General features: G+C 72.5%; 23 protein-coding genes. 13 read left to right on the top strand and 10 right to left on the bottom strand.

All coding sequences use genetic code 11. The features are described 5' to 3' along the window. Positions 1 to 289 precede the first annotated feature (289 nt). Positions 290 to 1165 (bottom strand): FAD:protein FMN transferase, encoded by an 876-nt coding sequence (locus ACTMTB_RS10910; protein WP_357616737.1) that lies wholly within the window; start codon positions 1163 to 1165, stop codon positions 290 to 292. 221 nt (positions 1166 to 1386) lie between these two features. Between ACTMTB_RS10910 and ACTMTB_RS10905 the strand changes: the two genes are divergently transcribed. Beyond that, positions 1387 to 2418: a 3-isopropylmalate dehydrogenase gene (locus ACTMTB_RS10905; protein ID WP_441144637.1), complete on the top strand. Its 1032-nt coding sequence runs from the start codon at positions 1387 to 1389 to the stop codon at positions 2416 to 2418. Positions 2419 to 2650: 232 nt separating this feature from the next. Then, complete coding sequence (locus tag ACTMTB_RS10900; protein ID WP_441144635.1) at positions 2651 to 3748, top strand: branched-chain amino acid aminotransferase; 1098 nt, start codon at positions 2651 to 2653, stop codon at positions 3746 to 3748. Between the two features lie 149 nt (positions 3749 to 3897). Here ACTMTB_RS10900 and ACTMTB_RS10895 read toward each other — a convergent pair whose 3' ends face one another. From ACTMTB_RS10895 to ACTMTB_RS10880, 4 genes are all read right to left on the bottom strand, one after another. Then, on the bottom strand, positions 3898 to 4638 hold the full coding sequence (locus tag ACTMTB_RS10895; RefSeq protein ID WP_441144633.1) for a tyrosine-protein phosphatase: 741 nt from the start codon (positions 4636 to 4638) through the stop codon (positions 3898 to 3900). Between the two features lie 56 nt (positions 4639 to 4694). Continuing rightward, positions 4695 to 5153, bottom strand: a complete 459-nt coding sequence (locus tag ACTMTB_RS10890) for a PRC-barrel domain-containing protein (protein WP_441144631.1) — start codon at positions 5151 to 5153, stop codon at positions 4695 to 4697. A 159-nt stretch (positions 5154 to 5312) separates the two neighbouring features. Beyond that, a complete protein-coding gene (locus tag ACTMTB_RS10885) occupies positions 5313 to 5843 on the bottom strand; it encodes a carboxymuconolactone decarboxylase family protein (protein ID WP_441144629.1) in 531 nt (176 codons plus the stop codon). Position 5844: 1 nt separating this feature from the next. Further along, a complete protein-coding gene (locus ACTMTB_RS10880; protein WP_210778166.1) occupies positions 5845 to 6405 on the bottom strand; it encodes a peroxiredoxin in 561 nt (186 codons plus the stop codon). A gap of 367 nt (positions 6406 to 6772) precedes the next feature. Here ACTMTB_RS10880 and cimA point away from each other — a divergent pair, with 367 nt between their 5' ends. Next, entirely contained in the window at positions 6773 to 8356 is a 1584-nt protein-coding gene (gene cimA / locus ACTMTB_RS10875) for a citramalate synthase (protein ID WP_441144626.1), read from the top strand. 43 nt (positions 8357 to 8399) lie between these two features. Here cimA and ACTMTB_RS10870 read toward each other — a convergent pair whose 3' ends face one another. Further along, complete coding sequence (locus ACTMTB_RS10870) at positions 8400 to 9383, bottom strand: endonuclease/exonuclease/phosphatase family protein (RefSeq protein ID WP_441144624.1); 984 nt, start codon at positions 9381 to 9383, stop codon at positions 8400 to 8402. A 348-nt stretch (positions 9384 to 9731) separates the two neighbouring features. Here ACTMTB_RS10870 and ACTMTB_RS10865 point away from each other — a divergent pair, with 348 nt between their 5' ends. The 8 genes from ACTMTB_RS10865 to ACTMTB_RS10830 all read left to right on the top strand — a co-directional run bounded on the left by ACTMTB_RS10865 (position 9732) and on the right by ACTMTB_RS10830 (position 15615). Then, entirely contained in the window at positions 9732 to 10262 is a 531-nt protein-coding gene (locus ACTMTB_RS10865) for a hypothetical protein (RefSeq protein ID WP_441144622.1), read from the top strand. A 177-nt stretch (positions 10263 to 10439) separates the two neighbouring features. After that, positions 10440 to 11489, top strand: coding sequence for an AAA family ATPase (locus ACTMTB_RS10860; protein ID WP_441144620.1), 1050 nt, complete (start codon positions 10440 to 10442; stop codon positions 11487 to 11489). After that, positions 11486 to 12490: a DUF58 domain-containing protein gene (locus ACTMTB_RS10855; RefSeq protein WP_441144618.1), complete on the top strand. Its 1005-nt coding sequence runs from the start codon at positions 11486 to 11488 to the stop codon at positions 12488 to 12490. Before ACTMTB_RS10860 ends, ACTMTB_RS10855 begins: the two co-directional genes overlap by 4 nt. After that, positions 12487 to 13446: a VWA domain-containing protein gene (locus ACTMTB_RS10850; RefSeq protein WP_441144616.1), complete on the top strand. Its 960-nt coding sequence runs from the start codon at positions 12487 to 12489 to the stop codon at positions 13444 to 13446. The genes ACTMTB_RS10855 and ACTMTB_RS10850 overlap by 4 nt, the downstream gene beginning before the upstream one ends. Positions 13447 to 13477: 31 nt before the next feature. Then, complete coding sequence (locus ACTMTB_RS10845; protein WP_441144614.1) at positions 13478 to 14341, top strand: S1C family serine protease; 864 nt, start codon at positions 13478 to 13480, stop codon at positions 14339 to 14341. A gap of 107 nt (positions 14342 to 14448) precedes the next feature. Next, complete coding sequence (locus ACTMTB_RS10840; RefSeq protein WP_441144612.1) at positions 14449 to 14757, top strand: hypothetical protein; 309 nt, start codon at positions 14449 to 14451, stop codon at positions 14755 to 14757. Positions 14758 to 14766: 9 nt separating this feature from the next. Then, positions 14767 to 15192: an alternative ribosome rescue aminoacyl-tRNA hydrolase ArfB gene (gene arfB / locus ACTMTB_RS10835; RefSeq protein ID WP_334568763.1), complete on the top strand. Its 426-nt coding sequence runs from the start codon at positions 14767 to 14769 to the stop codon at positions 15190 to 15192. Between the two features lie 48 nt (positions 15193 to 15240). Then, positions 15241 to 15615, top strand: a complete 375-nt coding sequence (locus ACTMTB_RS10830) for a DUF4180 domain-containing protein (protein WP_441144610.1) — start codon at positions 15241 to 15243, stop codon at positions 15613 to 15615. Positions 15616 to 15757: 142 nt separating this feature from the next. Here ACTMTB_RS10830 and ACTMTB_RS10825 read toward each other — a convergent pair whose 3' ends face one another. Together ACTMTB_RS10825 and ACTMTB_RS10820 are read right to left on the bottom strand one after the other, a co-directional pair. Then, positions 15758 to 16294, bottom strand: coding sequence for a class IV adenylate cyclase (locus ACTMTB_RS10825; protein WP_441144608.1), 537 nt, complete (start codon positions 16292 to 16294; stop codon positions 15758 to 15760). Positions 16295 to 16306: 12 nt separating this feature from the next. Further along, positions 16307 to 17434 carry a radical SAM protein gene (locus tag ACTMTB_RS10820; protein WP_441144606.1) on the bottom strand — a complete coding sequence of 376 codons (1128 nt, stop codon included), beginning with the start codon at positions 17432 to 17434 and terminating at the stop codon, positions 16307 to 16309. On the opposite strand from ACTMTB_RS10820, the gene ACTMTB_RS10815 reads away from it, so the two are divergent. Beyond that, positions 17325 to 18638 carry a helix-turn-helix domain-containing protein gene (locus tag ACTMTB_RS10815; RefSeq protein ID WP_441144604.1) on the top strand — a complete coding sequence of 438 codons (1314 nt, stop codon included), beginning with the start codon at positions 17325 to 17327 and terminating at the stop codon, positions 18636 to 18638. The two genes, ACTMTB_RS10820 and ACTMTB_RS10815, sit on opposite strands and share 110 nt — an antisense overlap. Here the strand turns inward: ACTMTB_RS10815 and ACTMTB_RS10810 are convergent. After that, positions 18604 to 19518, bottom strand: a complete 915-nt coding sequence (locus ACTMTB_RS10810) for a 3-methyladenine DNA glycosylase (RefSeq protein WP_441144602.1) — start codon at positions 19516 to 19518, stop codon at positions 18604 to 18606. The genes ACTMTB_RS10815 and ACTMTB_RS10810 overlap by 35 nt on opposite strands. A 34-nt stretch (positions 19519 to 19552) precedes the next feature. Continuing rightward, positions 19553 to 21031 carry a hypothetical protein gene (locus tag ACTMTB_RS10805; RefSeq protein WP_441144600.1) on the bottom strand — a complete coding sequence of 493 codons (1479 nt, stop codon included), beginning with the start codon at positions 21029 to 21031 and terminating at the stop codon, positions 19553 to 19555. A 167-nt stretch (positions 21032 to 21198) separates the two neighbouring features. Between ACTMTB_RS10805 and ACTMTB_RS10800 the strand changes: the two genes are divergently transcribed. Continuing rightward, positions 21199 to 22002 (top strand): fumarylacetoacetate hydrolase family protein, encoded by an 804-nt coding sequence (locus tag ACTMTB_RS10800; protein ID WP_154943356.1) that lies wholly within the window; start codon positions 21199 to 21201, stop codon positions 22000 to 22002. Positions 22003 to 22070 lie beyond the last annotated feature (68 nt).

Genomic DNA, 22070 nt, shown 5'->3' with positions numbered 1-22070 from the left:
AGGTCCGTCCAAGACGGTCCGCTGTGGAGACTCTTGCGTCGAGTTGCGTCGATTCGCTAGCGTACCGGTGCGGTCGCCGGCCGAGTGGAGCGTTCGGCCCGTCTTCGGGTGACGAGGTCAGGCGTTCCGGCCGACCGGTCCGCACCCCTCGATTGCGCGAGCCACGCGCACTCGTCGCTGACCGGCCCCCACGGTCGTTGCCGAGACCGTGGGGGCCGATCGCGGGCCCGCCGGCCGCGCCACCGAAGTGGACCCCCTCCACCGGTCGGCCGACGTGCCCCCGCCGCGCTCAGCGACGCCGGTGGGCGAAGAGCGCCTGATATCCCGAGCCGTTGCGGAACCAGGCCAGCCCGGTCGGGCCGGCCGCGTACAGCGCGGTGGCGTAGGCGTCCGCCACCGCCAGGTCGGGCCCGACGACGGTGGCGGCGACCAGCTGGTCGGCGGGTTCGCCGGTGTGCGGGTCGACCACGTGGTCCCGGCGGCCCGTCACCCCGGAGGTGCCCACCGCGCCGGCCGTCATCTCCAGCACCAGCGGCGGGCGACGCCCGTCGGTCGGGTGGTGCACCGCGACCCGCCAGGGCCCGCCGTGCGCGGCGTGACCCCGGACGGTGAGGTCGGCGCCGGAGAGCACGGCGTAGTCGTGGATGCCGGCGGCGCGCAGCCGGGCCGCCGCCCGCTCCACCGCCCAGCCGTTGAGCAGGCCGCCGGGATCGAAACCGCCGGGTACGGCCCAGGCGTCGAACCAGCCGTCGGTGGCGGCGCGCATCGCGGCGCAGCGGTCCACCAGGTCCGCCAGCGGCGGGTACGACTCGGGCGCGATCTCGCCGCGGCGCAGCCGGGAGACCAGGCTGTCCGGCCGGCCGGGGCCGTAGGTGAGGTCGATGGCGCGCAGTTCGGCGACGGCGTCACGCAGTGCGTCCCCGACCAGCCGGCGCCCGACGTGCTCGGGGGCGTTGAGCAGCAGCGAGTACTCGGCGGTGCTGGTGCGTACGGTGTGCCGGACGGCGATCCGGTCGACGGCGGCCTCGCCGGTGCGGTCGACCCGGTGGCTGCTGGTGCCGAGCCGCAGGTCCGGCCGGCGCCGGCCGAACGCCGCCTGGTCCACCCACCGGGTGCGGGGCTGCTCGTTCGTCCCGGCCGGTCGATACCGCTGGTCGATCCGCATGACACCGCTCCTTCGCCGACGGCGCCGCGGCACCGCGGCGAATCCCGGCACGGGCCCCCGTGACCCGCTCGTCATCGACCATAGGCAGCGGACATGACCGCACCATGAATGTCACCTGGGAGCCTCCTGAGCATCCGTATGTCCCGAATGTTGGAAGGTGCGTACCGGGAGGCGGGACGGGGACGTACCGTGCACGAGAACGACGAGGTGAGGAGCGCCAGGTGGCACGGATCGCGGTGGTGGCCGGGGACGGTATCGGACCCGAGGTGGTCGCGCAGGCCCTCAAGGTCCTCGACGCCGTGCACCCCGGGATCGAGGCCACCCGCTACGACCTCGGCGCGGAGCGGTACCACCGCACCGGCGAGGTGCTGCCCGACGCGGTGCTGACCGAGCTGGCCGACCACGACGCCATCCTGCTCGGCGCCGTCGGCGACCCCTCGGTCCCGCCGGGCGTGCTGGAGCGCGGCCTGCTGCTCAAGCTCCGCTTCGCCTTCGACCAGTACGTCAACCTGCGTCCGTCGCGGCTCTGGCCCGGCGTGCCGGGTCCGCTGGCCAACGTCAAGCCCGGCGAGGTCGACCTGGTGGTCGTCCGGGAGGGCACCGAGGGGCTCTACGCGGGCGCCGGCGGCGTGCTGCACCGGGACACCCCGGCCGAGGTGGCCACCGAGGAGAGCCTGAACACCCGGCACGGGGTCGAGCGGGTCGTCCGGGACGCCTTCGCCCGGGCCGCCCGGCGCGAGCGCCGCAAGGTGACGCTGGTGCACAAGACCAACGTGCTGACCCACGCCGGTTCGCTGTGGGCGCGCGCCTTCGCGGCGGTGGCCGCCGAGCACCCGGACGTGACCACCGAGTACCAGCACGTCGACGCCGCCGCGATGTTCCTGGTGACCCAGCCCCAGCGCTACGACGTGGTGGTCACCGACAACCTCTTCGGCGACATCCTCACCGACATCGCCGCCGCCGTCACCGGCGGGATCGGGCTCGCCGCCAGCGGCAGCATCAACCCCGACGGGACGTACCCGTCGATGTTCGAGCCGGTACACGGCTCGGCGCCGGACATCGCCGGCAAGGGGCTCGCCGACCCGGTGGCCGCGGTGCTCTCCGCCGCGCTCCTGCTCGACCAGCTCGGCGACGCCGACGCCGCCGCGCGGGTGACCGCCGCGGTCGCCGTGGAGCTGGCCAACCGCACCCCGGGCGTACCGCTGCGCACCGACGAGGTCGGCGACCGGCTCGCCGCCCACGCCGTGGCCTGACCGGCCGCCGGCACGCTCGACACGGTCCGCCTCCCGGGTCCGCCGGACCCGGAGCCGGGCCTTTCCGGCCCCACCGTCGTCGCTGCTCCGCACGCCCCCGCGCCGCCCCATCCGGGGCGTTCGATCCGCCGGGGCGGAGCTATCCGCTGAACGACCGTTCGGGGTAAGTTTCTGGCACCAGTGATTCGGTGTGCGATCCCGCACGCCGTCGACCCGCAGGGAGGTCAGCGCGATGAGCGGTGGTGACAAGCTCGATTTCGAGATCCGTCCGAATCCCGCACCGGTATCCGCCGCCGACCGGGCCGCCCTGCTGGCCAACCCGGGCTTCGGCCGGGTCTTCACCGACCACATGGTCACCATCCGCTATGCCGAGGGCAAGGGCTGGTACGACGCCCGGGTCGAGTCGCGCGCGCCGATCCCGATGGATCCGGCCAGCGCCGTGCTGCACTACGCGCAGGAGATCTTCGAGGGGCTCAAGGCGTACCGGACGGCGGACGGGGCGGTCACCATGTTCCGCCCCGAGGCCAACGCCAACCGGTTCATCGCCTCCGCCCAGCGGCTGGCCATGCCGGAGCTGCCGGCGGAGACGTTCGTCGAGTCGCTGCGCCGGCTGGTCGAGATCGACCGGGAGTGGATCCCGGACGGGCCGGACGCCAGCCTCTACCTGCGGCCCTTCATGTTCGCCAGCGAGGTCTTCCTCGGCGTCCGCCCGGCCAACGAGTACCTCTACTGCGTGATCGCCTCGCCGGCCGGGGCGTACTTCGCCGGCGGGGTCAAGCCGGTCACCGTCTGGGTCTCCCCGGACTACACCCGGGCGGCGCCCGGCGGCACCGGCGCGGCGAAGTGCGGCGGCAACTACGCCGCCTCGCTGGCCGCCCAGGCCGAGGCGATCGAGGCCGGCTGCGACCAGGTGGTCTTCCTCGACGCGGTGGAGCGCCGGTTCGTCGACGAGCTGGGCGGCATGAACGTCTTCTTCGTCTACGACGACAACACCCTGGTCACCCCGCCGCTGACCGGCACGATCCTGCCCGGCATCACCCGCGACGCGGTGCTCACCCTGGCCGCCGCGGCCGGGCACCGGGTCGAGGAGCGGCCGGTCAGCTTCGCCGACTGGCAGGCGGACGCCGCCAGCGGCCGGCTGCGTGAGGTCTTTGCCTGCGGCACCGCCGCGGTGATCACCCCAATCGGCCGGGTGCGCTTCCCCGACGGGGAGTTCCTCATCGGCGGGGGCGAGCCGGGCCGGTCGACCATGGCGCTGCGGGACCAGCTGGTGTCGATCCAGCGCGGCGAGGCCGAGGACCCGCACGGCTGGGTGCAGCGCGTCCTCTGACCACTCGTGCCGACCGCCGGCCCGCCGCCGTGCTGCGGCGTGGCCGGCGGTCAGGGCCACGCGGTCGCGGCTTGCGGCGTGTCGCGGTGTCCGGCGACCGGGAGACCGCGACACGCCGCAAACGGTGAGTCGATCGGCTGGGCAGTCGGCTAGTCGAGCAGGTGGTCGCGGAGGGCGGTGAGCTGGTCGTCCGTCACTCCGGCGTGGCGCAGGTAGCCCTCCACCGAGCCGTGCCCCTGCCGCAGCTCGGTCAGGAAGAGCGCCATCGCCTCGGCCGGCGAGGCCAGGAACGGCGGGGGCGGTTCCTCGGTCTGCGGGGCGGTGGCCGCCAGCCAGGCGCTGAACCGGGCCGACGCCTCGCTGCTCAGCGCGTAGTCCTCGGCGATGTCGGCGTCGCTCACGCCGAGCACCGAGAGGGTGAGCGCGCAGACGATACCGGTGCGGTCCTTGCCGGCCACGCAGTGCACGACCACCGGGGCGGTGGCGCTGTCGGCGATCAGCCCGACCGCCTCGGCCAGCCCGGCGGTGCCGGTCTGGGCGAGGTCGGCGTACCGGTCGGCGAGGTAGCGGGCCAGGCTGGCCCCCGGCTCGTACCGGCGCTGCGCCCAGTCGGCGTGCTCGGGGTGGATGTGCCGGTAGGTGAGCCCGTCCAGCTCCGGCACCCGGCCGTCCCGTTCCACCTCGGACGGTCGCCGTAGGTCGATCACGGTCCGGATGCCGAGGGCGACGAACGCGTCCCGGTCGGCCCCGTCGAGCCGGTGCGGTGAGTCGGAGCGGTAGAGCCGGCCCCACCGGACGGTACGGCCGTCGTGGCCGGGGTAGCCGCCGACGTCGCGGAAGTTGAACATGGCGGAGAAGGGGATCCTGCGGTTGACCTCGATGGCGTCCACCCTGACACGGTAACGGCCGGTGGGTCACCCCACCGGCCGTCAGTTTCTCGCCTCGGTCAGCGTGCGGTGCCCGGGGGGAGGTTGCCGTAGCTCTCGTCGTAGTAGCCGCCCAGCTTGTCCCGGTAGGCCGGGTCGCTGTGGCTGGTCTCGTCGTACTCCGGCGCGGCCTTGATCTGGTCCTTGCTGCGGTCGACGTAGACCTTGCGGTCGTCGTGGTCGACCTGGTTGACCGTGCCGGCCGGCAGCATGACCTTCTTGCCGAAGATCCACGGCCCGGTCTCGACGACCAGGTAGCTGCCGCCGACCTCGTGACTCGCGCTGTCGATCTTGCCGATGCCGCCGTCGGTGGCCTCGACCTTGTAGCCGACCAGGTCGGCGTCGGCCACCCCGGCCTCGTCGCGGTAGCTCCACGGGTTGAAGGCGCCCGTGGGCGCACCCCCGGCGAAGGCTCCCTGACCGCCGTCGAGCACCGGCTCGGTGGTGCCGTGCGTGCTGTGCGGGCCGAGCCTGTCCATGGGTAACTCCTGTCCCGACTTTTTCCGTCGTTGTGGAGGGATCGTCTTCCGTGTCCAGAAAACAGGTACCCGGACCGGACCCCTCCCACACCACGGGGCCCGCAACGCCGGTGGGCCGGCACCGCGGGTCGCGGCACCGGCCCACCGGGGCGTACCAGGTCAGGCCAGCGCGGCCTGCGCGTCGAGGGCCACCGCGGCGGCGTGCACGACGGCGGCGATGCGCAGCGCCTCGTGCACCTGCTCCCGGGTGAACCCGGCACCACGCAGCGCCTTCTCGTGCGACTCCAGGCAGACGCCGCAGCCGGTGATCGCCGAGACGGCGAGGCACCACAGCTCGAAGTCGCCCTTGTCGACGCCCGGCCGGGCGATGATCTGCATCCGCAGCCGGGCCGGCATCGAGGCGTACTGGTCGTCGCCGATCAGGTGCTTGGCACGGTAGTAGACGTTGTTCATCGCCATGATGGTGGCGGCGCCCTTGGCGGCCTCGATCGCCTCCGGCGTGAGGTGGGCGGTCGCCTCGTCGGCGATCTCCTTCAGCACGACCGGGTTACGCGCCGCGACCGCGCAGGCCAGGGCGGTGCCCCAGGCATGCTCCGGCTTGAGGGTCGAGGTGCCGACGGTCGAGCCGAGGTTGAGCTTGATGTCCTTGGCGTACTCGGGCAGAGCCGCCTTGACCGCGTCCAGACCCATCTCAGGCACCGGCGCCGGCGAGCAGCGCGTTGGCGTCCAGGGTCTCGCCGCCCTTGTTCCAGTTGCACGGGCACAGCTCGTCGGTCTGCAGGGCGTCGAGCACCCGCAGCACCTCGGAGACGTTGCGGCCGACCGAGCCGGCGGTGACCATGGCGAACTGGATCTCGTTGTCCGGGTCGACGATGAAGGTGGCCCGCTGCGCCACGCCGTCCTCGCCGAGCACGCCGCAGTCGGCGGTCAGCTCGCGCTTGATGTCGCTGAGCATCGGGAAGGGCAGCTCGCGCAGGTCCGGGTGGTCCTTGCGCCAGGCGTAGTGGACGAACTCGTTGTCCACCGAGACGCCGAGCACCTGGGCGTCGCGGTCGGCGAACTCGCCGTTGAGGCGGCCGAACTCGGCGATCTCCGTCGGGCAGATGAAGGTGAAGTCCTTCGGCCAGAAGAAGACGACCCGCCACTTGCCCTCGTGGGACTTGTGGTTGATGGTCTCGAACGCCTTGTCGGCGTCCAGGGAGACGCAGGCGGTGAGTTCGTACTCAGGGAAGCGGTCACCGACAGTGAGCACGGGTCCTCCTTGGCAGCGGTTGTCAACGGCGCGGGGGCCGGTAACTTGATCGGTTCCAGATACTTCCGCAGCGCTGTTTCCGCCTGGTGGCGGCCGGGTGACTTGTGAAGTCGATCACCAGCGCCGCGTTCCGTCCGGGTCGCGGTGATTGATCGGGCATTGGACACCCTGGGTAACCGTCCCGGTATGTGGATTGTGCCTCCCAAAACCTGGGGTGGGGTGGCAGAGTGGCGATCGTGACCAGCACCGTCCTGATTATTGGCAGCTAGCGCGCCGGCTTCCCCTCCGCCGAGCGCGCAGACCTCCCGCATCCGCGGGGGGTCTTTTTGTTGCTCCCCCGCCCGAGGTCCGTGAGGAAGGCACTCCCATGACGTTCCAGGTGTACGACACGACGCTGCGCGACGGTGCCCAGCGTGAGGGGCTCAGCTACTCGGTGGTCGACAAGCTGGCCGTGGCCCGGCTGCTCGACGAGTTCGGGGTGGGCTTCATCGAGGGCGGGTGGCCGGGCGCGGTACCGAAGGACACCGAGTTCTTCCGCCGGGCGCGGACCGAGCTGGACCTGCGGCACGCCGTCCTGGTCGCCTTCGGTGCCACCCGCCGGGCCGGGGTGCCGGTGGCGGCCGACCCGCAGGTGCGCGGGCTGCTCGACGCCGAGACCCCGGCGGTGGCCCTGGTCGCCAAGGCCGACCTCCGCCACGTCGAGCGGGCGCTGCGCACCACCGGCCCGGAGAACCTGGCGATGATCCGCGACACCGTCGCCCACCTGGTCGCCGAGGGTCGGCGGGTCTTCGTCGACGGCGAGCACTTCTTCGACGGCTACCGGCACGACCCGGCGTACGGCGCCGCGGTGGTGGAGACGGCCCTCGCCGCCGGCGCCGAGCGGTTCGTGCTCTGCGACACCAACGGCGGGATGCTGCCGTCCATGGTGACGGCCGCGATCGCCGACCTGACCGCGCGCACCGGCATCGCCCCGGAGCTGTTCGGCATGCACGCCCAGAACGACACCGCCTGCGCGGTGGCCAACACCGTCGCCGCCGTCGAGGCCGGGGTCCGCCACGTCCAGGGCACCGCCAACGGGTACGGCGAGCGCCCCGGCAACGCCGACATCTTCTCGGTCGTCGCCAACCTCCAGCTCAAGCTCGGGCTGCCCGTCCTACCCGAGGGCTGCCTGGAGCAGATGGTGCGGGTCGCGCACGCCATCGCCGAGATCGCCAACATCGCCCCCGACACCCACCAGGCGTACGCCGGGGCCGCCGCCTTCGCCCACAAGGCGGGGCTGCACGCGAGCGCGATCAAGGTCGACCCGTTGCTCTACAACCACGTGGACCCGTCGGTGGTGGGCAACGACATGCGGATCCTGGTGACCGAGATGGCCGGCCGGGCCAGCGTCGAGCTCAAGAGCCGCGAGCTGGGCCTGGACCTGGCCGGCCATCCGGAGGCGCTGTCGAAGGTCACCAGCCGGGTCAAGGAGCTGGAGGCGGGTGGCTGGTCGTTCGAGGCGGCCGACGCGTCGTTCGAGCTGCTGGTCCGCTCGGAGCTGCCGGACGCCGCGCCGCCCCGGCCGTTCGCGCTGGAGTCCTACCGGGTGCTGGTCGAGCACCGCGAGGACGGCGCGGTGGTCTCCGAGGCCACCGTGAAGATCCGGGTACGTGGCGAGCGGGTGATCGCCACCGCCGAGGGGAACGGCCCGATCAACGCCCTCGACGAGGCGTTGCGGGTCGGCCTGTCCCGGCACTACCCGGAGCTGCGCGACTTCGAACTGGCCGACTACAAGGTGCGCATCCTGGAGGGCAGCCACGGCACCGGCGCGGTGACCCGGGTCCTGCTGGAGACCGCGGACGGCACCGGCCGGGACTGGACCACCGTCGGCGTGCACCCCAACGTGGTCGAGGCGAGCTGGCACGCCCTGGTCGACGCGCTCACCTTCGGCCTGGACCGCGCCCGGGTCTGAGCCGCCCGTCGGCGCGATCGGGCCGGGTCGGGGCCCGCCGGGGTCAGGCCGCCGGCAGGCGCAGCTCGGCCAGCACCGCGCGGTGGTCGCTGCCGGGCACCGGGTGCACGGCGACGGACCGGACGGCGATCCGCCGGTCGACCAGCACGTGGTCGATGGTGACCGGTGGGATGAGGTCGCCGTCGTACGGGCCCCAGGTGCCGGCGAGCCCCGCCCCGGCGGCGTCGGCCGCGTCGACGTACCCGGTGGCCAGCAGCGCGCGCAGCGGGGCGTGGTCGAGGGTGGCGTTGAAGTCGCCGGCGAGGATGCGCAGCGGCCCGTCCGGGGTGGCCGGGGGCTGCGCCCGCAGGTCGGTGAACCACTCGTCGACCGCGGCGACCGCGTAGGGCGCGGCCGGGTGCGTCGACTCGACCCGCACCGGCGGCGCCCCCGGCACCGCCACGACGGCGTACGCCTGGGTGAACTGGAAGCCGGCGTTGCGCCGGAAGCCACCCTCGGTGAGCGGGAGCCGTGAGTAGAGGGCGGAGCCGGTGGTGCCGACCTCCGCATTGAGCTCCTGGTGGGGCAGCAGCCGGGTCAGGCCCTGCCGGTCGAGCGCGTCGCGGGCCGCCGGGGTGAACTCCTGCACGGCCAGCAGGTCCACCCGGTGCCGGCGCACCAGGTCCACCACCGTCCGCGCGTCGGCACCGCCCTTGAGCAGGTTGGCGGTGAGCACCCGCAGCACCGGCCCGCCGGCCGCCGGCTGGTCGGCGGCGACCGCCCGGGGGGCCACCGCGCCGAGCAGCGCCAACGCCACCACCGCCGCGGCCACCGCCGGCCCGCGGCGCCGCAGGGCGAGCGCCAGCACCAGCGCGACCAGGCTCCAGCCCGCGACGTACGGGGTGAAGGCGACCGCCTGCACCAGCGGCCCGCGCTCCAGCCCGGCGAGGCGGACCAGCGCCCAGGCGGCACCGGGCACGACCGCCAGCCAGCAGAGCAGGGCGCGTACCGGCGGTCGGGTCCGGGCCGGCGGCTCCGTGGTGATCATGGACGTCAGACTAGCGCTCATGCCCGCGCCGCAGGCCCCCCGACCCGTTTCATGAATGGTGCAGCCCTCGCCTCTCACAATTACGGAAACCATCCGGAAAGAATGCGGAGCGCCTTGATCGACTATTGACGCTCGGCTTTTTCCGGTTTACCTTCCTCCTGGTTGTGGCGCCACAACACAGCGTAGTAATCCCAGCTCAAGCCGGGTAAAAAAGCGTTGAGAAGTCAACGTTTCAGGTGCGGTCGAAAGTGTATTGCTTTCGTCAACCCGGCTCGTCCGCAGCATCATCCGGCTCGCCGAAAATGCGGGTCGGCCGTATCACCACGGTCAGAAAAAGGGAGACCTGTCATGACCACATTCTTCAGGCGCAGGGCGGCGGCGGTGACGCTCGGCGTCCTGGCGCTCACCCTGGCCGGCGGGGGAATCGCCGCCGCCCAGCCGACGACCAGGGCCGGGGCGGAGGTCGGCCAGCCCGGCGTCCGGCAGCCCGGCGGCAACACCCAGCCGCCGGTCTCGGCCGCCGACGCGCGTGCGGCCAAGGCGGCGGTGCGGCAGGGCGCGACCCTGGCCGCACCGCCGGCCGCCGGCGCCGTCGCCTTCGCCGTCGTGGCCGCCAACGGCACGCTGCTGCACCACTCCGCCAACGTCGTGTCCGTCACGAAGTACGGCGCCGGGCAGTACCAGGTGCTGCTGGACTACAACGTCGTGCTGAAGGCGCACGTGGCGACGATCGGCACCAACGACCCGGGTAACGTCCCGCCCGGTGGTGAGGTGGCCGTCGCGCCGCGCTACCTGACTCCGAACGCGGTCTTCGTCCAGACCCGGACCTCCGGTGGCTCGGCGGCCGACCGCCCGTTCCACCTGGTCGTCGCCAACTGAGCACCGCCCGCTACGGTGCCGGCCCGCACGTGGGGGTCGGCACCGTCTGGTGTGGAACGCACCGTCGTCGCCCGCTAACGAGGTAACGGGTGCCTCGTCCCGCTCCGGGTGGGAAAGTGCCTGCCAGGGGGTGATATTCCGACGTTTGTCCGCCCGGTGCCCCGGGAAGCAAGCACCGTGACGGACATCTCGGACACCCTGGCCAGCCTGCCCAGCCCGGCCGATCCCGACGCGGCGGCCACCGAGCTGGAACAGACCCTCTTCGAGGTCAGACGCGTGATCGTCGGGCAGGATCGGCTCGTCGAGCGCCTGCTCACCGCACTGATCGCCGACGGGCACTGCCTGCTGGAGGGCGTACCCGGCGTGGCGAAGACCCTTGCCGCGCAGACCCTCGCCACCGTCGTCGGCGGCACCTTCTCCCGGATCCAGTTCACCCCGGACCTGGTCCCCTCCGACATCGTCGGCACCCGCATCTACCGGGCGTCGAAGGAGAGCTTCGACGTCGAGCTGGGCCCGATCATGGCCAACCTGGTGCTGGCCGACGAGATCAACCGGGCCCCGGCCAAGGTGCAGTCCGCCCTGCTGGAGGCGATGGCCGAGCGCCAGGTCTCCATCGGCGGGCGGAGCTGGCCGGTGCCGGTGCCGTTCCTGGTGCTCGCCACCCAGAACCCGATCGAGTCCGAGGGGGTCTACCAGCTCCCCGAGGCGCAGCGCGACCGGTTCCTCATGAAGATCGTCGTGGACTACCCGAGCGACGCCGACGAGCTGGCCATCCTCTACCGGATGAGCACCGACCGGCCCCGCGCCCACCAGGTGCTCGACCCGGGCCGGCTGCGCGGGCTGCAACAGCGCGCCGAGCACATCTTCGTGCACCACGCGCTCGCCGAGTACGTCGTCCGCCTCATCCTCGCCACCCGCGACCCGGGCCGCTTCGGGCTGCCGGAGATCGCCCCGATGCTGGCGTACGGGGCGAGCCCCCGGGCCACCCTCGGCCTGGTCGCCGCGGCCCGCGCCCAGGCGCTGCTGCGCGGCCGGGAGTACGTGCTGCCGGAGGACGTCCGCGATCTCGCCGTCGACGTGCTGGCCCACCGGCTGGTGCTCTCCTTCGACGCGGTCGCCGACGGGGTCTCGCCCGAGGCGCTGGTGCACCGGCTGGTGCAGGCGGTGCCCCCGCCCGTGCTGGCCACCGGGCAGCCCGAGCACGCCGCCGACCTGGCTGCCGCATGAGGCGCCGCACCGCGCCGGCGCCCGCCGGACCGGGCCTGGCCGACCTCGCCGGGGACCAGCGGCTGCGCCGGCTGGAACTGACCGTGACCCGTCGGCTGGACGGGCTGCTCCAGGGCCAGCACCGGGGTCTGCTGCCCGGGCCGGGCAGCGAGATCGCCGGCAGCCGGGAGTACCGCCCCGGCGAGGACGAGGTGCGCCGGATGGACTGGGCGGTGACCGCCCGCACCACCGTGCCGCACGTCCGCGAGGTCGACGCCGACCGGGAACTGAGCACCTGGCTGCTGGTCGACGCCAGCCCCAGCATGGAGTTCGGCACCGCCGAACTGGACAAGCGGGAGCTGTCGGTGGCCGCCGTCGCGGCGATCGGCTTCCTCACCGCCGGCACCGGCAACCGGCTCGGCGCGCAGCTGCTCACCCCGACCGGGCTGCGCCGCTTCCCGGCCCGCAGCGGCCGTACCCATCTGCTGGGCGTGCTCCGCACGCTGCTGGCCGCGCCGCGTACCGGTGACCACGACGAGCGGACGGTCCCGCCCGACCCACCCGACCTGACGGAGGCGCTCGCGGCCGTGCAGCGGGTCGCCACCCGGCGCGGCCTGGTCGTGGTGGTCTCCGACTTCCTCGACGGCCTGCCGGAGCACCACGACGAGCCCACGCCCTGGGAGCCGGCGCTGCGCCGCCTCGCCGCCCGGCACCAGGTGCTCGCGGTCGAGATCACCGACCCGCGCGAGCTGGAACTGCCCGACGTCGGCCTGATCACGCTCGTCTGCCCGGAGACCGGCCGGCGGCGGGAGGTCTGGACCGGCGACGAGGCGCTGCGCCGGCGCTACGCCAGCGCGGCGGCCGCCCAGCGCGAGCAGGTACGCCGGGCGCTGCGCCGGTCCGGCGCCACCCACCTGCCGCTGCGCACCGACCGGGACTGGACCGCCGACGTGGTACGGCACGTGCACGCGCAGCGCCGCCTGGCCGCCGCGCCGGCCGCCGCCCGGGGAGGTGTCGCGTGACCTGGCAGTCGCCCGCCCGGCTCCTGCTGCTGCTCGGCGTGTTCGCGCTGGCCGGCGGCTACCTGCTCGCCCAGCGCCGGCGCAGCCGGTACGCGGTGCGCTTCACCAACCTCCGGCTGCTCGACCGGGTCGCGCCGACCCGGCCGGCCTGGCGGCGGCACGTGCCGGCCGGTCTCTTCCTGGCCATGCTGGCGCTGCTGGTGGTCGGCTTCGCCCGGCCGACGGCCGAGGTGCGGGTGCCCCGCGAACGGGCCACCGTCATGGTCGCCGTCGACGTCTCCACCTCGATGCTCGCCACCGACGTGGAACCGGACCGGCTCGCCGCCGCCAAGCACGCGGCCCGGCGGTTCGTCGACGTCCTGCCCGACGAGTTCAACGTCGGCCTGGTCGCGTTCGCCGGCAGCGCGGCGGTGGTGGTGCCGCCCGGCACGGACCGGGAGGCGCTGCACGAGGGGATCGACCGGCTCGCCGAGGGCATCACCGGGGTGCAGGGCACCGCGATCGGCGAGGCGATCAGCGCCTCGCTCGGCGCGGTCAAGAGCCTGGACTCGACGGCGGCGAAGAAGCCACCGCCGGCCCGGGTCATCCTGCTCTCCGACGGGGCGAACACCTCCGGCATGGACCCGATGGAGGCCGCCGCCGCGGCCGTGGCGGCCAAGGTGCCGGTGCACACCATCTCCTTCGGCACTCCCGGCGGGTTCGTCGACCGGGGCGGCCGGCCGATCCAGGTGCCGGTCGACGGGCAGACCCTCAAGGCGGTCGCCGAGGACACCGGGGGTGGCTTCCACGAGGCGGGCAACAGCGCGGAACTGCGCAAGGTCTACGAGGACATCGGCTCGTCGGTCGGCTACCGCACCGAACGCCAGGACATCTCCGCCCGGTTCATCGGCCTCGGGCTGATGTTCGCGATGGGCGCCGCGGCCGGGTCGATGCGGTGGTTCTCCCGCCTGCCCTGAGCCCGCCGAAGCGACAGTGAGGAGCGCACGCATGGCAGTGCAGACCGGACTGGGCGAGCCCCGGGGACCGTGGTTCGTCTCGCCCGAGCTGGGACCGGACGGGCGGCCCCGGTGGGACGTACCGGGGGCGGGGGAGGGCCCGTCGCGGCGACGCTGGCGCGGCCGGCTGCTGACGGCGGCGGCGGTGGTGGCGCTCTCCACCGTCTCCGGCGCGGCGGCCGGTGGCTGGGTGGCCGGCCGGGACGGCGGTGCGGGGCCCTCGGCGGCGTCCGCCGCGCCGGTGCCGGCCGAGCTGGTGACCGCGGCGCAGAAGACCGTGCCGGGCGTGGTGTCGGTGATGGTCGGCGGTGGCGCGGCCAGTTCGGCGTCCGGCTCCGGGTTCGCCATCGACAACCAGCAGCACATCGTCACCAACGACCACATCCTGGCCAAGGGCGGTGGCGGCGAGGTGACCGTGGAGCTCTCCGACGGCCGCCGGTACGCCGCCGAGGTGGTCGGCCGGGAGCCGGGCAGCGACCTGGCGGTGCTCCGGGTGCCGGCGGTGGCCGGGCTGGCACCGTTGCCGCTGGCCAAGCCGCGCTCCACCAAGGTCGGTGAGCCGGTGCTGGCGGTCGGTTCGCCGCTCGGCCTGGCCGGGACGGTCACCGCCGGCATCGTCAGCGCCCTCGACCGCCAGGTACGCCTCGGCACCACCCGGCGCAGCGCGGTGCAGACCGACGCCTCGATCAACCCGGGCAACTCGGGAGGGCCGCTGGTCAACGCCCGGGGGGAGGTGGTCGGGGTGAACACCGCGATCGCCACCATCGACGGCAACGGCTCGATCGGCATCGGGTTCGCCATCCCGATCGAGCAGGTGCAGCAGACCGCCGACACCATCATCGGCAAAGGCGGCTGAGTCGGGCGCGCCCAGGACGCGGCGGTCGTAACGGTAAAACTGTCGGATTCCTGGCGCGGAACCATCGGGCCATAGAAATATCACGCTGAGTATGGATACTGGCGTGGGTGGAGCTTCCTCTCATAGCGGTCCTGCTGGCGGTGGGACTCTTCATCGGATGGGGCGTGGGCGTGCAGTACGCCCGGGCCAAGCGCGGCTGGACCGACTACAAGGCCGCCAAGAACGCGGTGCCGGGCGCCCGGAAGACGGCGTGGCTGCTGGTCCGGGCCGTCACCACCAAGGTCGGCGTCATCGCGCTGCTGCTCGTCGGGGCGGTCGCGTACGCCGCCGTCGGCCCCGACCACGAACGGGCGGAACCGGCACCCAGCCCGTCGCCGAGCTCGTCTGCCACCCCCGGTGCCCCGAAGGGGCGCTAGCCTCGGGGCGTGGACGACGGACTGCGGGTGACCGACCGGTGGATCGTGCCCGCCGCCGAACTGCGGGAACGGTTCTCCCGCTCGTCCGGGCCCGGCGGGCAGGGGGTCAACACCGCCGACTCCCGGGTGGAGCTGAGCTTCGACCTGGCCGCCTCGCCCAGCCTGCCGCCGGCGCTGCGGGCGCGGGCGCTGGAACGGCTGGCCGGCCGCCTGGTCGACGGGGTGGTGACCATCGCCGCCAGCGAGCACCGCGCCCAGCTCGCCAACCGGGAGGCGGCCCGGGAGCGGCTGACCGCACTGCTGCGCGAGGCCGTCGCGCCGCCGCCACCGCCCCGGCGGCCGACCCGCCCGTCGCGCGGCGCCAAGGAACGCCGGCTGGCGGAGAAGAAGCGCCAGTCGCAACGCAAGCGGGACCGCCGGGTCGACGGGGACTGAGCGGTAAATCCGGTGTGCCCGCGGGGGAGCGGTGCCTAGGCTGCCAGCATGTCCACCGACACCCTCGTCACGCTGCACGGTCGTTCGCTGCTCGCCTGCGCCCCCGACGGGCCCCGGCTGTGCGGGGGCGGCGACGCGCTGGAGGTGATCGGCGAGGCGCTCGGCCAGCGGGCGGAGCTGGTGGTGCTGCCGGTACGGCGGCTCGCCGACGAGTTCTTCACGCTGCGCACCGGGGTGGCCGGTGAGCTGGTGCAGAAGTTCGTCAACTACCGGCTGCCGGTGGTGGTGGTCGGCGACATCTCCGCGCACGTCGCCCGCAGCATCGCCCTGCGGGACTTCGTCACCGAGTCCAACCGAGGGCGCCAGCTCTGGTTCGTCGAGACGATGGCGGAGCTGGAGGAGCGGCTGCGCCCGGCGGCGTGAACCGGCCGGCGCCCCACTGAATGGCGGGGGGCCCCGCCGGGTGCGGCGGGGCCCGTCAGCCCAGCGCGGTCAGCAGCGTCGTCGACACCGGCGGCTCGGGGCGGCCGAACTTTCGAGGGCACAAGATCCACGGGCCGAAATCTCAGCCGAAACCGACGACCTTGTGCTCGTCGAGCTCGATGCCGTAACGCCTGTACACCTTCGTGGTGTTCTCGCTCGTCAGCTGCCGCTCCTCGAAGCCGAGAATGGCGGCGATCCGCAGCACCTCCTCCGGCGAGGTCGCCTCGATCTCCAGGTACGGCGGGATCATCGGCCACTCGTCGATCTCCAACTCGGCGCCGTCGAGGAGGAAGCTCGTCCGGCGATTCTCCTGGTACGACTTGGGGTGAAAACCGAGAAGCCCGAGAAGCTCGTTCGTCGAATCCAGGCTGTTAACCGCGACCTCGACCTCGTACGTGCCATCGATTCCGTCGTGAGCGATCTCCTTGACGGCCAGCGTCGTTCCGGCTCCCGTGTCACGTAGGCGGATCCACCTGCTCTGATCGCCCGGGGTTATGTCGTAGACGTAGCGTCGCTGGAGCGCCGTCGGGCCGACCTGCCGGCCGCCCTTGGAGAGGATCAGCTCAGCCACTTCTGAGGGATCGATGTCGAGTACCTTGGCCTCGTACTCTGCGGGCATGAGGTCTTCCTCTCACGACTGCTGATCTGCTGACAGTTGACGGTACTCGGCATCGCGAAGTGCCAAGACCTCATGGTGCAGGTCGTTGCCCACGAATTCCTCGACGGGCAGGCAGAGGTCCATGCGCTGGATGCACACCCCTACTTGGTAACCCCCAGCCCTGTTTCGGTAGAGACGCACGCCGTAGAACCCCTCTTGGCAGTCGGTGTCGTTGTTGAAGCGGCATCCCGAGCAGGTCACCGGAAGCCGGACACGTCGAATCCGTTTGGCCCATACGATGCGACCGTCAGGCAGTGTGTAGGACGTCCGACTGCCGGACACCCCCGCGGTCACGTGCTGCTCCGTCGGCTCTGCTCCCAGGCCGTCGAGAATGCGGTCGATTGCGTCGATCGACTCCAAGCCATGGTCGAGGGAGTTCAGCAGGCGCACGGAGAGCCGGGGTGAGTAGTCCTCCAGCAGGCGGATCACCCGGGGAGCGTGGGTGTGGTCCGGTACGACGATGTTGGCACTTGCGCGAACGCCGAGGCGGTCGGCCATGGAAACCGAGCCTTTCAGCGCGAGGAGCTTCCGTTCCGCCCGACGCACGTTGGCGAACCGCGAGTGCTGAACCTCCGCGAGTTCCTCGGCAGTGGTGCCGAAGATGCTGAAGTTGATCCGGTCCAGGCCGGCCTGAGCGCAGTCCTCCAGCACGGCTGCTCCCCGTTCACCGTTCGAGGTCACGCAGACCCTCAGACCAGCGTTCGTGCCGGCGCGGACGATCTCCCCGAGACGGGGGTGCAGGGTCAGTTCTCCACCTGTCAAATGGAGTTCATCCAATAGCAGTGCATCACGCAGCACCGCCAAGGTGGAAGCGAACTCGGCGTCGGGGATGACGGCGGAGGGTAAGAAGGCGGCTCCGTTCGTGGCGAGGTAGATCGACACTCGTCCGGACGCCCCGCCCGAGAAGTAGTTGCCGTCGGCTCGGACATTGTCAGTGACGACCGGCGTTCCCTCGTTATGGCAGAAGGTGCAGGTCAAGCCGCAACTGTCAATGACCTTCAGGCGGAGAGTTCGGTCGCTGTGCACGACGGTCGGAATGGCTGATTTCGTTCTTGCCCCCGCCCCTGACAGCCGTCCCCCGGTGGTACGCGCAGTGATCATGCAAAGGTCCCCTCGGATCTCGGGCGCACAGCTCGACGCTCGCGGAATCTGTGCAGGACGCTGTCGCCCTGCACCGGTGTCTCCAGCTGTGCGGGCCTTTCTCCGGGTGGTTACGTACGCGCGCCGCATCAGCTGGACAACAGCGTCAGGGATCGGCGAGGATCGTTGGGCTGATGATTGTTTCCCGCTGTTGCCCAGTGTCGTGATGACCGAAGAAGCTCTCCCGCTCGGCGGGATCCTCAGGGGCGCCCGTGAGGCGGCCGGGTGGAGCCTGTCTCGGATGGGGCGGGTCACCGGCTTCAGCAAGCCGTACCTGTCAAAGCTGGAGACCGGCGAGAAGGAGGTCAGGACCTGGCATATCGAGGCGTACGACAAGGCGTTGGGAGGTGACTCCGTGCGTCGCCGGGCGCTACTCGTGATGGGGGCCGGCATGGTCTCTCGAACGCTGTGGGCCGAGCTCGACACGCCGATTACGCCACCGCCTCGACTTGTCGCACCTGATCTGGCCGCGCTCGAGGCGTCGGCCGACATGTTGACGGGTCTTGGCTTGCAGCACGGAGGACTCGCCTCAGCCTCGGCGGCGCGCGGCCAGCTCAGATATGCGGTCAGCCTGCTGGATCTGGACATGCCGGAGAAACTGAGGGCTCGTCTGCTGGCGGCCGTCGCCCGTCTCGCTGATCGCGCCGCATGGTCGATGGCCGACAGTGGGCAGCCGAAGCGCGCGGAAAAGATCTACGACTTCGCGCTCACCGTGAGTCCTGACCCTGTCCAGCGCTGGCTCAGCCTCGTGAACCTCGCCAATCTCCGGCTTGAACAAGACCAACCGCGCCGCGCGCTGGACCTCCTCGAGCAGACCGAGCCCGATCTGCCGGTTCTCCGCTTTCTGACCCACTCCGCTCAGGCGCACGCTCACGCACGTATCGGCGACTTCGGGCGAACCCTGCGGCATATCGAGACAGCCGACTCAGCGCACGCTGCCGTCGACCTCGAAGACCTTCCGCCAGCGGTCCGGCCTTACGCCTCGGGCCACCAGGCGCACGCACATTCAGCCGCAGGCCGGGCGCTCCATGTACTGGCGGAGGCCGGGCGGCCAAGGGCAGCCCCGCTCGCCGCAGAGCGGCTCGAAGCAGCTGTCGATGCCTTCGGGCCGGAGCGCGCACGGGCTATAGCTAGCTGCCGGAGGCGGTTGGCCTCCCTGCCGTGAACTGACCAAGAGCACGCTCGCAGTAGCCGATCAGGCGTTGACGAAGCGCGCCGGCGCGCGCCGCGAAGTCACGCTGACAGCGGACATACTCGGCCCGTCCCTCGGGCGTCTCGATGGGCAGGAAGTCGAGCCCGATGCTTGTCAGGTCGTACGGACTGGCCCGCATGTCAAGCGTCCGAATCTCCTTGGCCAGCTCGAAGCAGTCGGCGATGAGCTCGCTCGGAACGAGCGGCGCCAGCTTGTAGGCCCAACGATAAACGTCCATGTTCGCGTGTAGGCACGCTGGCTGATCATGCTCGTGTTGCGTCTCGCGGGTCGGCTGGAGCACGTTCAGGGGGCGGGCTGCCGGAGTGAAGAAGCGGAAGGCGTCGAAATGACTGCACCGGACGGCCAACTCGTCGACGAGAGCGGCTGTCGCTTCCGCGCCGAGCCGCAACGGAAGGACGTTGTGGCGTACCTCGGCCTGCGTCTGCCGGTAGACCATCGCCCACTCGTGCATCCCGAAGCAACCGAAGTGCGGCGGCCTGGTGGCGGTGGAGACGAGCAGGCGGTGAATCCACTCCACCGATTCCCGGCGCCGTTCCAGTACCGCCAGCACGTCCAGATGGGCTGCGCCGTGCTCGTCGCTGACGTAGAAGGCCCCGAACTCCTCGGGCCTTGCGTGCTGTAGCAGGAATCCCGGGCCGGGTTGCCACCGCCGAAACTGGGCCGGCCGGTAGTTGTAGTAGGTGAGGAGGAACTCCTCGATCGATTGCCGGCCGTGCCTTGCTCGCTTCGCAAGGTGATCACCCAGCAAGCTGTCGACCCGGGCGACGTGCGCGGCCCGGCGGGCCTGCCAGTCGGCCGCGTCGAGGGCGGCGGGCGCGAGGGCGGCGGTCACGGACCCAAGGGTACGACCGCCGCCCGGCCGCCGGTCAGGGCACGTCCACCCGGACCCCGGCGGAGAAGACCCCGCTGCGCAGCTCCAGCTGCTTCGGCTTCTGCGGCCCGTTGAGCGTGAACACCAGCGGCAGCACCACCCGGTTGCCGGCCGCGACCGGCTGGGCGAAGACGTCCCGGCCCAGGTTCGCCAGCCGGGTGGCCGGCTCGTCGGTGCTGACCCAGTTGCCCCCGGGCAGGTAGGCGCGCTGGAGTTCGCCGTGCCACGCCTGCTGCTCGGGGGTGAGGTTGCGCACCCCGACGGTCGCGTGGCACCGGCGGCCCGTCCCGCCGGCCGTCTCGCAGGCCACCCGGTAGACGGTGAACTCGAACGCGTTCTCGCGCAGCGGCACGCCGACGCTGCCGGTGGCGCCGCGACCCATCCAGGCGCCACTGGTCGGCTGCTTGGTGGTGTCGATCGCGGCGACCCGCTGGGTGGCCGTCCACCCGGCGGCGACGACCACCCCGGCCAGGATCGCCGCGGCCACGCCGACGATCATCCAGACCGGTGGCGTCCGCCGTCGCCCCGACCCGCCCGGGGCAGCCGGGCGCGGGTAGACCGTGCCACCGCCGGGCGCGGCGGCGCCGCCCGCGTACGTGGGATTGCCGACGACCGTCGGGGCCGCGCCGGTCGGCTCGACGCCGCTGCGCCGCCGCCGGGCCCGCTGCCCCCACCACAGGCCGCCGCCGGCGATCACCAGCAGCGCGGCCAGCGCCGCCGCCAGGATCGGCGGCCGCCGCCAGGCCGGGGCCGCCTCCTCCACCCGGGTCGCCGGTGCCGCCGCGGCCTGCCAGGTGGCGGTCGCGCAGTCGTACGGCCGGTTGCCGTCGCTGGTGAACGCGCAGGCCGGCGCGGTCACCGAGGTGCCCGGCGGGGTCGCCGCCAGGGCGGTGTCCAGCGTCGTCGTGCTGCGGGCGGGCAGCCGGAGCCGCCAGGTCACCTCGGCCGTGCCGTTCCCGGCGGACCGGATGGCCCGACCGCCCGCACTGACCGCGGTCGGCGAGGCGCCGGCCGGCAGCTCCTGCCGCACTGTGGTGTCGAGCGGGAAGCCGCTGTCGTTGCGCAGCTGGATCCGGTAGCCCGGCACCGGCGTCCCGGCCGGTGCCACCGTCACGGTGACCGGCTGGGCCGGTCGGGGCGAACCCGGGTTCGCGGTGGTGGCCATCCCCGGCGCCGGCATCCCCGGGGGCACCGGGATCACGGCGCCGGTCGCCGCCGCCCCGGGCGCCGCCGGCGACGCGTGCCCCGCCGGCTGAGGGGTGGCCATCGGCGTGGCCGGACCCGTGGGCAGGGGTGTGGCGGCCGGGCCGGTGGGCGTGGCCGTGGCCGGCGGGCTGGCCGGCGTGGTGACCGCCGGTGCCGCTTCGGCCCTGGTCGTGGGCGTCGCCGTCGGCAGCGCCGGTACGGCGGCGAGGATGCCCAGGCCGTTCACGAACACGGCGAGGGCCCTGTGGTGTCGTCTCGATGCAGGCATACGAACCGAACCTCCGGAGCCGACGGTAGGGGCGCGGACGCTCCGCCCGGGTACGAAGTGCCGAAGCTCGCCCCGATCGCCGGCCGATCCCCTACCCTGCGCCGACGCCGCCGCGCCCTCCGGCGTCGACGGGGTGCCACCACGTGGGCGGGAGCTAGATTGGCCAGGTGCGTATCGCTCGTTTTGCTCATGCCAAGGGAATGTCGTTCGGGGTCGTCGAGGGCGAGCCGGGGGTGGGCCCGGAGGGCCTGACCATCGCCGAGATCGAGGGCCACCCGTTCGGTCAGGTCACCTTCTCCGGCGCCCGCTGGGCGCTCTCCGACGTCCGACTGCTCTCGCCGATCCTGCCCAGCAAGGTGGTGTGTGTCGGTCGCAACTACGCCGAGCACGCCGCCGAGCACGGCAGCGAGGTGCCGAAGGAGCCGCTGCTCTTCCTGAAGCCGTCCACGTCGGTGATCGGCCCGCGGGACGCCATCCGGCTGCCCATCTTCTCCAAGCAGGTCGAGCACGAGGCGGAGCTGGCCGTGGTGATCGGCGCCCCGGGCGCCCGTCGCGCCGACCGGGCCGCCGCGGCGAAGGCCATCTTCGGCTACACCTGCGCCAACGACGTGACGGCGCGGGACCTCCAGCGCTCGGACGGGCAGTGGACCCGGGCCAAGGGCTTCGACTCGTTCTGCCCCATCGGCCCCTGGATCACCACCGGGCTGGACGTCTCCGACCTGGAGATCCGGTGCGAGGTGGGTCGCAACCCGGACGAAATGGAGGTACGCCAGCTCGGCCGGACGAAGGACATGGTCTTCGACGTACCGGCCCTGGTGTCCTACATCTCGCACGTGATGACGCTGCTGCCCGGCGACGTGGTGCTGACCGGCACGCCGGCGGGGGTTAGCCCGCTCACGGAGGGGGATACGGTCACCGTGCGGATCGAGGGGATCGGCGAGCTCACCAATCCGGTGGTGCCGGTCGCCTGACGCGTCCGACGCCCTGTTTTCGCAGCTCACAGGCGTTTCGGGGGGTTGGATTTGGCCTGCCGGCGCGG

The organism is Micromonospora sp. L32 (assembly GCF_052068055.1).
In the GTDB taxonomy this organism is placed as follows: Bacteria; Actinomycetota; Actinomycetes; order Mycobacteriales; family Micromonosporaceae; genus Micromonospora; species Micromonospora purpureochromogenes.
This window is presented reverse-complemented; position numbering and strand designations above follow the sequence as displayed.